Raw genomic sequence first — 13,894 nt, 5'->3', positions numbered from 1 at the left:
AATCACGACTAACTTTAGGAATCAGTAGTCCGTGATAAGGCTTGAATAATAGAGCTCTATCACCTTTGCATATTTTTGAGGCCTAGATGATTTCTGATTTCTTAAACCCAAAAGAAAGAAAGGGCGCTTTCTATAGAAACGACCAACAACAGCCCAATATCGTGTTCATTACTGTCGATATGATTTCTGCGGATTGTTATCACCCCCAACGTCCGCTTTCTGGCGTGATCAATACGCCAAACATCGAGTCCATTGCCACGGAAGGTACTTCATTTAGTTCGGCATTTACTCCCAGCCCTTTATGCGGCCCGGCAAGGGCCGCTATTTTTACTGGCATGCACCCTCCCTATCTTTCAAACGGTGAACGTACGCCGGTAGGAATGAAGGTGGATCTCGAACTCGATGACATCATTTTCCAAGATTACCTAAAACGTGTCGGTTACTCCCTCAAACACTCAGGTAAATGTCACGTAGGTGTAGAGAAATTCGTTCGCACCTTTGGTGAAAACGTGCATGCTTGGGATCGCTGGGGACCACCAGTAGAAGACGATGATCGCTACCTAGCATACCTCGCGAATATGGGCGTACAGTTACCAAGATACCGCAAAGAGCTCCGTGGTTTACAGATTGATAAGTTGTCTCCTGCAAATTCATTTGGCGGTTGGATTGAACAGCAAGATGGCAGCGATTTCCCGTTAGATGCGCATTACTCAGTGTTCTTGGCGAAGTTGGCTGTGGAGCAAATAAAAGCATCGAAAATCCAAGCGCCAGCTAAGCCAATTTTCACTCAATTAGAATTCTTCGACCCTCATCAGCCTTATTCTGTGCCAAGTGGTTTAGAGGCGCGTTACGAGCAAATCAAAGCCGCCATTACCTTGCCTGACAGCTTTACCATGCAAGAAGAGGGCAACCCAATTTATGCACTCTACCAGCAATATTGGGGCATGTATGATGCTGAAGTGGCGAAGGACTATATTGCTTGTCATTTATTGCAAGTAGAGGTGGTGGATCACGCTATCGGTCACTTAACACGCTTCCTCAAAGAAGAAGGGCTATGGGATGAAACTGCAATTGTGTTCTCTGCTGATCATGGTGATATGAATGGTCGTATGGCGATGGCGGATAAAGGCTCGTATTTTCAGCCAGATATCTTCCGTATTCCATTGGTGATTAAGCCACCTAAATCTCAGCAAACCATGTTGAAACAATCCGATGAGACTGTTTCTGCGATTGATGTGGCGCCAACCATCCTCGGATTTGCAGGTATTGAAATTCCATCACAAATGGAAGGAGATAACTTGCTGAACGTGATGCAAGGTAAGGCTCGCCGTCCATTAACGCAGGTTTACCAAACGGGTGTACATGTCGGGTGTAATTACGGCTTTGGTTTTCAGGTAATGCTAGAAGGTAAACCTTATTTCTACGGTTATAACGCAACCACGGGTTTTGAAGAATTGCATCATTTGGATAAAGATGATCAGTCCAACTTGTTCGATTTGGATGAGTATCAAATCCATAAAGAAGCGATTGTGTTGCAAGCGGCTCAGTTGTTGCAATCTGACCCTCGTTGGTCTGGCTACTGGTCGTCATATCGTCTGCATAACGCCCGTTACCTGCCATCGGCTGGTGGCGATATGCAAATGCTGAAACCACAATAAATAACTAAATGAGTGAGAGAGTGAGGAGGTACTCACTCTCTCTGATGCTTTGAGTATGTCTTGGAAAAAACAGGGGGAAGACCCCGACTATCGTTTTACACTTGCCAATGAGCGAACGTTTTTGGCTTGGGTACGCACCGCACTTGGCTTTTTTACCGCAGCTATTGCCGTAGACCAACTAGCCACAAGCCTTAACGATACCCTGTATAAGCCACTAATTTGCTTATCTTTATTGACGATTTCTATTCTTTGCTCAATTTTCGCTTACGCAAATTGGCGAGGGAATGAAATCGCCATGCGGCTAAATAATAACCTGTCTTATTCTCATGCCATTAAAGTAATACCGATCTTAATGGTGGTGGTGATTACCTTCTTGCTGAGCAGTATCTATCACGATGTCTTTGTTGGATGAGACCCAATTAAAAAGCGATGCCGGCCTGCAAGTTGAAAGAACGGTTTTATCTTGGCTGCGCACTTTGTTTGTGTCGGCTTTGATCGTGTTGTCGATCGCTAAGATATTGCATGGCTCAATTTCTTGGTTATTGGCAGTTTCTTTGGTTTGTGCCTGTTTAGCTTGCCGTTATGTCTATGCATCTGGTCTTTGCGTCGCGACTAGAGGAACTATTTGGAAAGCGGGAAAGCATAAAGTGATTGCCACTTCTTTAGTTTTATCGGCGTTTTTCTATGGGCTCCATTTGCTTGAATTGATCTAACCTTTGCTGTCCTTTCGATGTTGAAAACAATCAAAAATGCCACTCGATGTTGAGTGGCACTCTTTAACGGGTATTCTTGAGGTACTTATTCCAGTGTGACTGCCTCGGCATCATGTGCACTATTTCGTTGATCATGACAGCAATGGGTGTGGTGTTCCTCATAACCATCATAAGCGCATTCACCGATACTGTTTCTCGGACACACAGAATATTGGCTTCGACCAATGAGCTCTGTTTGACATATTGGACAGTACTTTTCCATAGCAACCTCCCACAACTAACGATTGAAAATTTCGTCCGTAGACACGAGTACAAGAGTAATTTTAGACCCTAGATTATGACCGTGATGTGAAGGTTTTGTGTGCGGATGAGAGAGTATTCGCTGTCCTGACAGCACTCTGACAGAGTGCTGCGTAAGGTAAATTTTCATTTTTTGACCAGGATTCTGATTTCAAAAGAGAAAAGGCAATTTGAACTATGCTTATATACTTGATGCTTGGCTGTATGCCGCTCTATTTTTGCAGTGACTTTTAGAAGCCATATCACAAACATAATTATCCTCGTTCTGAACCAACCAGTTGGGTTATTTTCGCTGCTTATACTTAAGCTTCAATCCGTTGGTTGAACTAGTGAATATGGAGATAATAATATGCCAATGAAGGTACCTAAAAACGCGACATTTAAGAAACACGGTATTGGTAATCACCTTTACTTATGGTCAAAAGAGAAGGGAAAGCCAACCTCGGAACATTTGATCATTAGTGCCCATGGACGCACCTCTAGTAAGAGCCCAATCAAATTAGCCGCCAATGAGAATCTCCAGTTCTACTGTGAACATGGATACACGCAAGGCGGCAGCATGGATATTCGCAGGCTCGCTTCGGGTTATGTGAAGCCAAGGCAAATTATTACCAGCACTGATCTGGATAAAGATTATGACCTGACCAAGTATCAAAGTGCGGACGAGGCGGAAACTTACGCTTACATTGCGCAAGGCATGCATGACCTTGAATCGTATTATCGTGACGTGTTAAAGCTGAACGATGAGGTCGTTGAACAGTTTCTGATGCAGCACAAAGGCACCGTTCAAATGGATGTATTGACCATTCGTAACCGTAGCTGCGGCACTCCACCAACCTTATTTGAAGCTCTCAAATTGCTCCAAGATAATGACATCAAATACAGCACCATCCATTGCTCGTTTTGTCGTGGATTACAAAACGGAACCAATTTTGGGCAGCAAAACCCTGTTCCTTTGGGTAAGTCGATCTTTGATTAGAGCCAAACAAGGTTTTGATAAACGTAAGGTCAGCTGTAGAGCTGACCTTTTTGGTTTAACAAGCCTCAGCGTGATGCTCTTGTTGAAAGCGAGAATCCTGTTTTGAATGTTTAGGTACAAAACAGAGTTTGTCTGCGGACATCTTCAAACCATTTTGCATCTTGATATGAGTGACTGCCCAAATCACGCAACCGTGAGGGAGGTTGAACAGTGAACGGGTTTGAGTGAAAAGTACGCCATCATCATAAGCAGGTGTAACGTTGATAGCTTTACCTTGCCATGCCTGACGAACGCTTTTCACATCAATGTTCGGCACAATCAGTGAGAGCATTTCTGGCTCAACATCCTTGACGACTTTGAGGCAAATGCGGCAGCCGTCGTAGTATTGCTCCACCCAAACTTTATGGGGAATGCTTTGGTCAACCCAGTCTAACTGCAGTATGTGTTCCATGGTTTATTCCTAAAGTAGATCCAACAAAGGCAGCGCCGAGACACTGCCTTGTTAGGTGGGTAAAAGGTTATTCGTAACTTAGCCCGTGACCGAATTCGTACAAGGTGTCTGCTTCGTCATAACCTGGGTAGTCAGAGTGCTGGTTCAAAATCGCTTGCGCGCTGTTTGCCAGTGCAAATGGAAGCTTGCCTTGTGGCGCAAAGTTACCTGAAAGGACTTCCATTAAGTTGCTGTCTGATACACCGAAGGTGGCTAAGATTGCGCCCGACTTTTTCATGTTACTTGCGTCATCCAGTACAAACGGTTGACGGAAGTTAATTGAAAGCACGGTATTCTCTGCGCCAATTTCATTCATGACAGCTTGGATATCGGTCAGGCTTGGCTCAATTTTCCAAGATGCAGCGGTTGCCATTTGGCTGAATGCCAGCAGGTCGAGTTCATCTGGGTTTGCACCGCCAAAGATAAGCTCAGGATCCGCACCTTCATTGGAGACGCGCACGCGAATAACGGCGTAATCGGTGCCTGCTGGTACTGGTGGGCGAGCTTCACCATCTTCATAATCACCAGACGTCACATCAAAGCCGTAGCGCTCGTCGCCAGCGATGGTTTCATCCATACCCATCACATAGAGCGAAACTGCTTTGTCGGCGTTTGGTTTGGCGAGTGGCAATGTCTTGTCTGTGTTTTGCAGCAGAACCACGGATTTCTTCTGAGCGTAGTCTGCACGTTCTTGATGTTCGGCGTTGCCTAAAATTTCTTGGGCTTTATCGACGTCCACATACGTGTTCTCAAACAAACCAAGCTGGAACTGCTCTTTGACCAGACGAGTCACTGAAAGATCGACGCGCTCTTCGTCAATCAGTCCTTTGTTGACCAGATTGACGATGACGTCTTTATCATTAAAGCCAGAGAGAACGTCGACGCCTGCTTCGATTACCATCGCAACTTGTTCATCGATGGTTTTATCTTCTACACCCCATGCTCGGTCGCCGATGATACCAGTATCGGAGTTTACGTTGCCGGTATAGCCTAGCTCACCGCGCAGCAGATCGGTCACAATGCCTTTAGAGAAGGACATGCCCACATCATTTGGCATCCACTTTTGATCTACCGGTATGCCGTAATAAGGCATGATCGAAGAGGCGCCAGCATCAATCGCGGCAATAAACGGGATTAGGTGGTAATCAAAGTTGTCTTTTGGATAGACTTGGTTTTGCCCAAAGTTGTAGTGAGGATCACCACCGTTTTCTTGAGGGCCACCACCAGGAAAGTGTTTGATCGTAAGGGCGATACTGTCTTGGTCAATGGCTCCGCCACCTTGTAGACCGTTGATCAAAGAGCGCATGATATCTGCCGCAAGATCCGCGTCTTCTGTAAAGGTTTCATGTACGCGGTACCAACGAGGCTCTGTCGCCAAGTCCATCATGTAGCCATACATACTGCGCAAACCAATCGATGACCATTCTTCATTCATGATGCCCGCAAACTCTTCAATCAGTGCCATATCGCGAGTGGCTGCAAGTCCAGCTTCTTTTGGCCAAGCCGAGAATGCACCAGAAGAGACGTTGATACCCGCTTTTGCGGATGGGTCGATGTGGTTGCGTGCATTGGACTTAAATAGAGCAGGGATACCCATGCGGGTTTTCTCTCTCAGCTCTTGAACGCTATTCATGAAAGCCGCCGCTTCTTTAGGTGAAATCTGGCAGCCAGAGCGTCCGCTATCACAGTTTGGTGCGTTTTCTGGGGTCTCCACCACATTGTTACGGAAGATAAAGCGGGTCATCTGAGCATCGGCGATCATGTCTTGACCTTTGCTTGTCACTACACCGCCTTCACCGGAATTTAGTGTGTCGATAAGCATCATGCCGGCTTTCTCTTCAAGCGTCATTCGGCTAACAAGATCAGCGGCGCGCTCTTCTGGTGTGAGACGCCAATCTTCAAACGGCTCTAACGTTCCGTTGCCATTAGAATCTCTAAATTGATAACCATCAACGCTGAGTACGTCGTGTACGCGAGAGAAGACTTCTGGTTGAATATAGTTGTTGTCATCGTCGGATGAATTACACCCTGCGAGAACAAGCGCCACTGCGATAGGAGTGAGTTGGGTAAGACGTTTCATGTCGCTGTCCTAATGTTGGTATAGTTGTTTGTTCCAGACCAATATTAGTAATTAGTGTAATTTTGGTTAACCAAAATAAATTAAACTGAAGATTTGGATCACCATATTTTTTATTTAGGTGACTTAACTCAATATACAATTAAAAATAGGTTGACCAAATTAAATGTGATCTTGATTTTGTAGTTTATTTATTGGAATTTAAATTGTTTAAAATCAGTGCTTTACGTTTATGTTATGTCGCTTCCAAATTCTATGTAACGCTGTGGGTGTTATCGTTTACTCTAAAATTATTACCAGGTGAGAAAAAGGGCTAAATACATTAGCCCTGATTTAACGTTTGTGTCTGGTTATTATTTTTACTCGATTGATACAAGCGATATATGGTCAGTAAGTTGGTGATGATAAATGTACTCTCGACCAATGAACCACCGATAGAGCCAAGCCAAATATTGTGGCTGACCCAACAGAAGGAATTAAACAAAATTAAGCTACGTAGAGTGATGCCTTGTTTGGAAAAGAGCGCCCAAGTGGCGACGGACGATCCGATTACCGTGAGTAGCTCAAAAAAGTGGGTGATGTTTGGTAGGGTCATCAGCCACATAAGAGCAATGAAGAACCACATCACTTTGCGTGATTGGGTTTTGATTGAGGCGAAACTGCGAATGCCATTAATGATCACGCCAATGGCGGCTACGGTTGCACCCATCAGGGTAAAGTGAATACCCATGATGAAACAAAACGCCATCATCTGATAGCGAAAGCGCATGTCATCTTTCTGCCAGAATGCCATCACGCCAACCATAAACGCGATGCCACCAATGCCTTGTGCTAACCAGTTTTCCATTTATTACCCTAGAGTGTTGTTCTTTGAGTTATTTCCATTAAGTGAGTAAGCCCTGAACATCCTTCAAAGTAGCTGTCATTTTAGAGTTTGATTCACTCTGTGAGTAGATCTTGAATTACGCTCGTGCCTCGCTTTTCAGGATGGCGAATAGGGGATATTCGTCATTCCGACGAGCCTAGGCGAGATCAGGAATCTACTTATCGCGATAACCCAATCAATTGAGCCATGCTTTGAATGAATCAGCCCTCCACAAAGGGAGGGCTGGGCACTTTATCTAAATCGCTAAGGGGTTACCCAAGAGCCTTGAGATTACTAACCAATCATTACTCATTCACAAGCGCTACTGCTTCGCGAGTTAGGCGAGCAAGCTCTTCCCAGTTGCCCGCTTCGATCAGTTTCTTATCTACCATCCACGTACCGCCACATGCTAATACGCGTGGGATAGCTAAGTAATCTTTGATGTTCGCAGGGTTAATGCCACCAGTAGGCATCAGTTCGATGTCGGTGTATGGCGCAAGCAGTGATTTCACCATGTTGATACCGCCAGAGGCTTCGGCAGGGAAGAACTTCAAGGTGGTTAATCCCATTTCCAGTGCGGCTTCAACTGTGCTTGGGTTGTTCACACCCGGTACGATATCAATCCCGATTTCTTGGCACGCTTTAACGGTATTTGGGTTAAAGCCAGGCGATACGATAAAGGTTGCGCCTGCTTCTTTTGCTGCAATTGCTTGCTCGCGGTTCAGCACCGTACCTGCACCAATCAGCATGTCTGGCTGGGTTTCACGCAATAGGCGAATCGCTTCTGCAGCCGCTGCTGAACGGAAGGTGATTTCAGCAGCTGGTAGTCCGTTTTCTGCCAGTACTTTACCCAGTGGGATAATGTCTTCTGCTTTATCTATGGCGATAACAGGGATGACTTTAAGAGCTTTCAATTGTTCTTTAATACTAGACATGAGTGTTCCTTAAACGACGCCAAGCGCCGGTTGTGTGAATGCTTTGGGAATGATGGCACCGTGATGTTGAATCACAGAACCTGCCAGTGCGTTACCTCTTTGACATGAGGTCGCGAGATCGGCGCCAGCAAGGTATGCTGATAAAAAGCCACCATTGAATGAGTCGCCCGCCGATGTGGTGTCCACCACTTGAGCGACAGGTTGGGTTGGCACGGCTTGTGGAGCAAGAGCCGCGCTCGAACCCTGATTTGTTGAGTCTTGAACCAAGCAGCCATCTGCGCCGAGCTTGACGATGCATTTGACCACGCCAAGAGAGGTAAGGCGTTCAATGGTTTGCTCTGGTGCTTCGTCACCCCAGATCAATTGTTCATCATCAAAAGTCACCAAGGCAATGTCCGTTAGTTGATACATGGCTTGGTAAACGTTTTTGACGGTTTGATTATTGTCTTGAGGCCATAGTGCTGGGCGGAAGTTACTATCAAAAGCGATTTCAACACCTTGGGTTTTAAGTTCGACCAATAAGTTGAGCAGTGAAATTCGGTCTTCTTCTGGCAAGATGGCTAAAGAGATACCGCTGAGAAACACCGCATCCACTTGAGTTAATGCTTGCTTAACCAGGCTAAAGTTAGGATGTTGAAGTAAGTAACGTGCTGCTGATTGATTGCGCCAATATAGAAACGTACGCTCGCCTTGGTCATCAAGCTGAATCAAATACAAACCCGGCGTGCGAGTCTCATCGCGCAGCACTAAATCTGTTGAGACGCCTTCGTCTTCCCAGTGAGTCAGCATACCCGTGCTGATTGGGTCATTGCCAAGCGCCGTAACGTAAGAGACTTTGACTTCATCAGGTTTGCTATTGGCTTCGCAGCCGCGGCTCAAATAAACCGCAGCGTTGAGCGTATCCCCACCAAATGTTTGATGCATTGAGCCGAACGGTTTGCCATTCAGCTCAATCATGCATTCACCAATAATGGCGATGTGCTTCATTGGTTACGCCCTCTCTTCAAAGTAGCGTTTTGCGTTACCAAAACAGATGTCTTCGACCATAGGACCAAGCAACGATAGGTCATTTGGAACTTCGCCGTTCTCTGCCCAACGACCGACCATGTCACACAAGATGCGGCGGAAGTATTCGTGACGAGTGTAAGACAAGAAGCTGCGCGAGTCCGTTAACATGCCGACGAATTGGCTGAGCAAACCAAGTTGAGAAAGCTGTTCCATTTGGCGTTGCATGCCATCTTTCTGATCGTTGAACCACCAACCCGAGCCAAACTGCACTTTGCCCGCGATGCCGCCACCTTGGAAGTTACCAATCATGGTCGCCATCATTTCGTTATCACGAGGGTTCAAACAGTAAAGGATGGTGCGAGGCAGCTCATTGGTTTGGTCCATTTCATCCAATAGATGTGCCAGTTCAAAAGCAAATGGGCGATCGCCAATCGAGTCAAAGCCAGCATCAGCACCTAGTAGTTGGAACATGCGTGTGCTGTTGTTGCGTTGTGCGCCAATATGAAGCTGCATGACCCAGCCCAATTGTGCGTAGCGTTTGCCGAGCCAAACTTGAACTGCGGTAGAGAATTGCGCACATTCAAGCTCTGACAGTACTTCGCCACTCAAACGACGAGCCAGCAACGCATCTAAATCAGCTTCGCTTGGAATTGGCGCGTAACGGACGATCTCAATGCCGTGGTCTGCCGCACGACAGCCATGTGCATCGAAGTGTGCCAAACGTTTATCAAGCGCACTCAATAAATCATCAAAGCGGCGAATTTCAATGTCTGCTACTTCGCCCAGTTTGTGCATGTAATCCGCAAACATGTCCAATTCAATCTTGAACGCTTTATCTGGACGCCAACTCGGCAGCACTTTGACGTTAAAGGTGTCGTCTTCTGCGATCGCTTTGTGGTGTTCTAGTGAATCAATAGGATCATCGGTTGTGCCCGCCATTACGACGTTCATTTGCTGCATGATGCCGCGAGCTGTGAACTCAGGTGTCGCAAGCAGCTCATTACATTGATGCCAAATTTGATCAGCGGTGTCTGGGCTAAACAGCGTATTGGTAATGCCGAATGGGCGACGCAGTTCTAAGTGCGTCCAGTGGTAAAGCGGGTTGCCCAAGGTTTGAGGAACCGTCTTCGCCCACGCCATGTATTTGTCGTAATCGCTCGCATCACCCGTAATCAAACGCTCTTCAATGCCTGCCGAGCGCATGCCACGCCATTTGTAGTGATCGCCTTCAAGCCAGATTTGACCCAAGTTATCGAACTGACGATTTTGCGCCACTTCCGCTGGGTTTAGGTGGCAGTGGTAATCATAAATTGGCTGGTGGAACGCATGCTCATGGTACAAACGACGTGCAGTTTCGTTTGAGAGTAAAAAGTCTTCACACAAGAAATTCTTCATCGTTAACTCCTATTACAACGCAGCGACAGTGGCACGAGCACCGTTATCGATTAGAGATTGGTAAGCACTGCTCACCGCATCAATCACTTGTGGGTTTTGACCAAGCTCTGCAGGGAAGATGGCTTCAACCGCGAGCAACGCAGGCACAACAGAAACGTTCAAGCCGTGTTGGTCGCAAATCTGACGTAGTGTCTCTGCCATTGGATCGCGAACATCAATATCGTTGCCTTGCTCGTCCACGCCGGATACGTAGCGCATCCAACCTGCAATTGCTGTTGCCAACCAAGAGAAGTTAGAACCTTGAGCAAGATGGAATCGTAAGCTGCCACCCATGCGTTGCGGGATCTTCTGGCTGCCATCCATCGCGATTTGCCATGTTTTGTGTTTCAAGCTTGGGTTAGTGAAGCGCTCGATAAGCAGCTTGGCGTAGCCTTCTAAATCGGTGCCTTCTGGCATGGTCAGCGAAGGAGCTTGCGCTTGCATCATCATGTCGAATGCCGCTTTACGGTAGCCTTCATCTGTCATGGTGTCAGAGATGTGCGCGTAACCGCCAAGGTAGCCTAGGTAGGCTAGGAACGAGTGGCTACCATTTAGCATGCGCAGCTTCATTTCTTCGTAAGGCACAACGTCGGCAACAAATTCTGCGCCAGCCACGTTCCAATCCGGGCGACCTGCCACGAAGTTATCCTCGATAACCCATTGGCGGAATGGTTCACAAGCGATGCCACATGGATCTTCACAGCCAAGTAGCTCAGCGATTTCGGTTAGTGTCTCTTCGGTTGCTGCTGGCACAATGCGGTCAACCATGGTGCAAGGGAAGGTAACGTTGGTTTCAATCCAGTCACGCAATTCTGGGTCGAGCAGTTGAGCGAACTCAAGTACCGCAGCTTTTGCTACGTGACCGTTCTCCTGCACGTTATCGCAAGACATCACGGTAAATGGCGTCAGACCGCGTTCACGGCGCATCTTCAGCGCTTGCACGATGTAACCCAGTGCCGATTTTGGCTCCGTTGGGTTGGCAAGGTCAGCAATGACTAGCGGATTGTTTTTATCAAGCGTGCCCGTCGCTGGGTCGGCGCAGTAGCCTTTCTCGGTAATCGTCATTGAAACGATCGCCACTTGTGGCTCTGTCATTTTTTCTAACACCGCTTGAATGCTGTCGAGGCTTGGGTGGAGTGATTCGGTCACTGAGCCAATCACTTTTACCTCTGTCGATTCTGCGCCTTTTTCTGCCACTGTATAGAGGTGGTCTTGTGCGCGCAGCGATTGAATTAACTCTTCACCACCAAATAGGTTGATTTCGCAAATGCCCCAATCCGAGCCTGTTTTGCTTAGCATTTCATTGGTGAATAGAGCTTGGTGCGCTCGGTGGAATGCACCAAAACCAAGGTGAACAATACGGCTTTTAAGCGTTGAGCGGTCGTAGTCCGGAAGCAGAACGTGGTCATTCAGAGTGGAATTCGAAATAGTCTTCATTTTGGTATCCCTTTTCCCGCAGGCGAACCTGCGGGATGGTTTATTTTAATCATTCGAATCTAGAGATCGTAACTCTAGAGCTTGTCACTAAGCGCTTAGTAGCCAAGAACAAGGTTAGGCAAGAACAGGCTTAGTTCAGGAATAAAGGTCACTGCCATTAGTGCCGCAATCAGTGCAACGTAGAATGGAAGTAGAGGCTTAATCACTTTGTCGATGGCAACGTTCGCCACAGAACAACCGATGAACAACGCGCTACCTACTGGTGGGGTACAGATACCGATAGCCAAGTTGAACGTCATCATGATGCCGAAGTGCACTGGGTCGATGCCCATATCCAGCGCGATTGGTAGGAAAATTGGCGTAAAGATCAGTACCGCTGGTGTCATATCCATGAAGATACCAACAATCAGCAGAATGATGTTGATGATCAGAAGAATCATCAGAGGGTTATCTGAAATAGCCAGTAGAGCGTCTGCGATCATGTAAGGAATATCAGCGTTTGCCATTGCCCAAGACATACCCATAGATGCGCCAACCAACAGCAATACGATAGAGGTGGTGACTGCAGATTCTAGGATGATCTTAGGAAGGTCTCGCCATTTCACTTCACGGTAAATCAGTACTGCAAGGGCGAAGGTGTACACCACCGCGATAGCTGAGGCTTCTGTTGCGGTGAAGATACCGCCGATAATGCCACCCATGATGATCACAATCAGTGCCAGAGATGGCGCTGCTTTTAAGAACGTATCCCAAACCATTGCAAGAGAAGGGCGTGCTGCGATTGGGTAACCACGACGTTTCGCAATAATGCCTGCCACTACCATGATGCTCAGACCCATCAAGATGCCAGGAATGTAACCCGCTAGGAACAATGCTGCGATAGACGTACCACCAGACACTAATGAGAACACGATCAGTGTGTTACTTGGTGGGATCAACAAACCAGAAGGACAAGACGTAATGTTTACTGCGGCAGAGAAGTTTTCATCGTAACCGTCTTTCTTTTGCAGTGGAGACATAGTACCGCCAACCGCTGCAGCAGACGCAACCGCTGAGCCAGAAATAGAGCCAAACATCATGTTCGCCATCACGTTTACGTGTGCTAGAGAACCAGGAAGACGGCCACCTAAAACTTTAGCAAAGTTAATCAGGCGAAGTGCGATACCGCCTTGGTTCATGATGTTGCCCGCCAAGATAAAGAACGGGATTGCCAATAGGGCGAAGTTATCGAGACCTGCCGCCATACGCTGCGCCACAACGGCGATAGCAGGCTCTAACGGTAAGCTCATTAAAATGGTCGCTAACGACGACAAGCCGATAGCAAAAGAGACCGGTACACCAATCGCAAGCAGGACTGCGAAGCTACCGAATAGGGTAAGAATTAATTGCCATTCCATTGTGGAACCCTCTATTGATCAAGTTGGGTGTCGGTGAGTAGGGCTTCACCAGACGTCAATTGTTTGATGCGGTCAAAAGCAAATACCGCCGAGTAGAAGATCATCAGTGCGCCACTAATTGGAAGGCAGAAGTAGATGTAGCCCATTTCCAAGCCTAGTGCTGGCGTTAACTGACCCGTAGCCAGTGTTTTCATCGCCAGTTGAGTACCGCCGTGAACCAATACCACGTAAGAGAACAGGGCAATGGCAATTTGGATGACGATTTCATTGATGAGTTTGCGTTTGCCTTGCAGCTTCATTGTCAGCAAGTCGATAGCAAGGTGACGTTTCAGACCAGTGGTGTATGCGGCACCAATAAGGGCTACCCACATAAAGAGATAACGAGCAAGTTCATCGGTCACGGTACTTGGTCTACCAATAACGTAACGAGATAGCACTTGCCAGACCACGCAAAAAACGAGGAAGGTCGACAGAGAGATGGTAAAGGCGGCCAACCCTCTATTTATGTATTTGACCAATTTATTCATTTTAGTTTCCTTTCAGTAAATACGCGTATCTCATAACAATTGGTTTACCAATGTAAGAATGTGTTTCTGTGTAG

Annotated in this window: 13 protein-coding genes; 4 read left to right on the top strand and 9 right to left on the bottom strand. The window is 46.9% G+C overall.

Annotated features, from left to right (window positions below):
• Positions 1-86: 86 nt before the first annotated feature.
• From OH463_RS04185 to OH463_RS04170, 4 genes are all read left to right on the top strand, one after another.
• Complete coding sequence (locus OH463_RS04185; RefSeq protein ID WP_230674918.1) at positions 87-1,658, top strand: sulfatase-like hydrolase/transferase; 1,572 nt, start codon at positions 87-89, stop codon at positions 1,656-1,658.
• 55 nt (positions 1,659-1,713) lie between these two features.
• A complete protein-coding gene (locus OH463_RS04180) occupies positions 1,714-2,070 on the top strand; it encodes a YidH family protein (RefSeq protein ID WP_005449936.1) in 357 nt (118 codons plus the stop codon).
• Positions 2,054-2,371 (top strand): DUF202 domain-containing protein, encoded by a 318-nt coding sequence (locus OH463_RS04175; RefSeq protein WP_005449939.1) that lies wholly within the window; start codon positions 2,054-2,056, stop codon positions 2,369-2,371. The genes OH463_RS04180 and OH463_RS04175 overlap by 17 nt, the downstream gene beginning before the upstream one ends.
• Positions 2,372-3,020: 649 nt before the next feature.
• On the top strand, positions 3,021-3,650 hold the full coding sequence (locus OH463_RS04170; protein ID WP_005449940.1) for a putative adhesin: 630 nt from the start codon (positions 3,021-3,023) through the stop codon (positions 3,648-3,650).
• Between the two features lie 55 nt (positions 3,651-3,705).
• Here OH463_RS04170 and OH463_RS04165 read toward each other — a convergent pair whose 3' ends face one another.
• The 9 genes from OH463_RS04165 to OH463_RS04125 form a co-directional block, all read right to left on the bottom strand.
• Positions 3,706-4,101, bottom strand: a complete 396-nt coding sequence (locus tag OH463_RS04165; protein ID WP_005429015.1) for a hypothetical protein — start codon at positions 4,099-4,101, stop codon at positions 3,706-3,708.
• A 67-nt stretch (positions 4,102-4,168) separates the two neighbouring features.
• Positions 4,169-6,220: a glycoside hydrolase family 3 protein gene (locus OH463_RS04160; RefSeq protein ID WP_269990615.1), complete on the bottom strand. Its 2,052-nt coding sequence runs from the start codon at positions 6,218-6,220 to the stop codon at positions 4,169-4,171.
• 319 nt (positions 6,221-6,539) lie between these two features.
• Entirely contained in the window at positions 6,540-7,064 is a 525-nt protein-coding gene (locus OH463_RS04155) for a YgjV family protein (RefSeq protein WP_010453753.1), read from the bottom strand.
• A 323-nt stretch (positions 7,065-7,387) separates the two neighbouring features.
• Entirely contained in the window at positions 7,388-8,017 is a 630-nt protein-coding gene (locus OH463_RS04150) for a bifunctional 4-hydroxy-2-oxoglutarate aldolase/2-dehydro-3-deoxy-phosphogluconate aldolase (protein WP_005429019.1), read from the bottom strand.
• Positions 8,018-8,026: 9 nt separating this feature from the next.
• On the bottom strand, positions 8,027-9,004 hold the full coding sequence (locus OH463_RS04145) for a sugar kinase (protein ID WP_058666343.1): 978 nt from the start codon (positions 9,002-9,004) through the stop codon (positions 8,027-8,029).
• Between the two features lie 3 nt (positions 9,005-9,007).
• Positions 9,008-10,420 (bottom strand): glucuronate isomerase, encoded by a 1,413-nt coding sequence (gene uxaC, locus OH463_RS04140; RefSeq protein ID WP_104027294.1) that lies wholly within the window; start codon positions 10,418-10,420, stop codon positions 9,008-9,010.
• 12 nt (positions 10,421-10,432) lie between these two features.
• The gene (locus OH463_RS04135; RefSeq protein ID WP_017818276.1) at positions 10,433-11,896 is read right to left on the bottom strand and encodes a mannitol dehydrogenase family protein; all 1,464 of its coding nucleotides are present in this window, start codon (positions 11,894-11,896) and stop codon (positions 10,433-10,435) included.
• 95 nt (positions 11,897-11,991) lie between these two features.
• The gene (locus OH463_RS04130) at positions 11,992-13,293 is read right to left on the bottom strand and encodes a TRAP transporter large permease (protein WP_005449959.1); all 1,302 of its coding nucleotides are present in this window, start codon (positions 13,291-13,293) and stop codon (positions 11,992-11,994) included.
• Positions 13,294-13,304: 11 nt separating this feature from the next.
• Positions 13,305-13,820 carry a TRAP transporter small permease gene (locus tag OH463_RS04125; protein WP_005449960.1) on the bottom strand — a complete coding sequence of 172 codons (516 nt, stop codon included), beginning with the start codon at positions 13,818-13,820 and terminating at the stop codon, positions 13,305-13,307.
• Positions 13,821-13,894 lie beyond the last annotated feature (74 nt).

This window comes from Vibrio sp. NFR (assembly GCF_027587095.1).
Lineage (GTDB): Bacteria > Pseudomonadota > Gammaproteobacteria > Enterobacterales > Vibrionaceae > Vibrio > Vibrio harveyi.
Note: the sequence above shows the minus strand (reverse complement) of the source record. Positions and strands in the feature narration are given on the sequence as shown.

Bases quoted from the DNA above. Each gene is read 5' to 3' on its own strand.
- OH463_RS04185 (WP_230674918.1), top strand. From the start codon at position 87: ATGATTTCTGATTTCTTAAACCCAAAAGAAAGAAAGGGCGCTTTCTAT.
- OH463_RS04180 (WP_005449936.1), top strand. From the start codon at position 1,714: ATGTCTTGGAAAAAACAGGGGGAAGACCCCGACTATCGTTTTACACTT.
- OH463_RS04175 (WP_005449939.1), top strand. From the start codon at position 2,054: ATGTCTTTGTTGGATGAGACCCAATTAAAAAGCGATGCCGGCCTGCAA.
- OH463_RS04170 (WP_005449940.1), top strand. From the start codon at position 3,021: ATGCCAATGAAGGTACCTAAAAACGCGACATTTAAGAAACACGGTATT.
- OH463_RS04165 (WP_005429015.1), bottom strand. From the start codon at position 4,101: ATGGAACACATACTGCAGTTAGACTGGGTTGACCAAAGCATTCCCCAT.
- OH463_RS04160 (WP_269990615.1), bottom strand. From the start codon at position 6,220: ATGAAACGTCTTACCCAACTCACTCCTATCGCAGTGGCGCTTGTTCTC.
- OH463_RS04155 (WP_010453753.1), bottom strand. From the start codon at position 7,064: ATGGAAAACTGGTTAGCACAAGGCATTGGTGGCATCGCGTTTATGGTT.
- OH463_RS04150 (WP_005429019.1), bottom strand. From the start codon at position 8,017: ATGTCTAGTATTAAAGAACAATTGAAAGCTCTTAAAGTCATCCCTGTT.
- OH463_RS04145 (WP_058666343.1), bottom strand. From the start codon at position 9,004: ATGAAGCACATCGCCATTATTGGTGAATGCATGATTGAGCTGAATGGC.
- uxaC (WP_104027294.1), bottom strand. From the start codon at position 10,420: ATGAAGAATTTCTTGTGTGAAGACTTTTTACTCTCAAACGAAACTGCA.
- OH463_RS04135 (WP_017818276.1), bottom strand. From the start codon at position 11,896: ATGAAGACTATTTCGAATTCCACTCTGAATGACCACGTTCTGCTTCCG.
- OH463_RS04130 (WP_005449959.1), bottom strand. From the start codon at position 13,293: ATGGAATGGCAATTAATTCTTACCCTATTCGGTAGCTTCGCAGTCCTG.
- OH463_RS04125 (WP_005449960.1), bottom strand. From the start codon at position 13,820: ATGAATAAATTGGTCAAATACATAAATAGAGGGTTGGCCGCCTTTACC.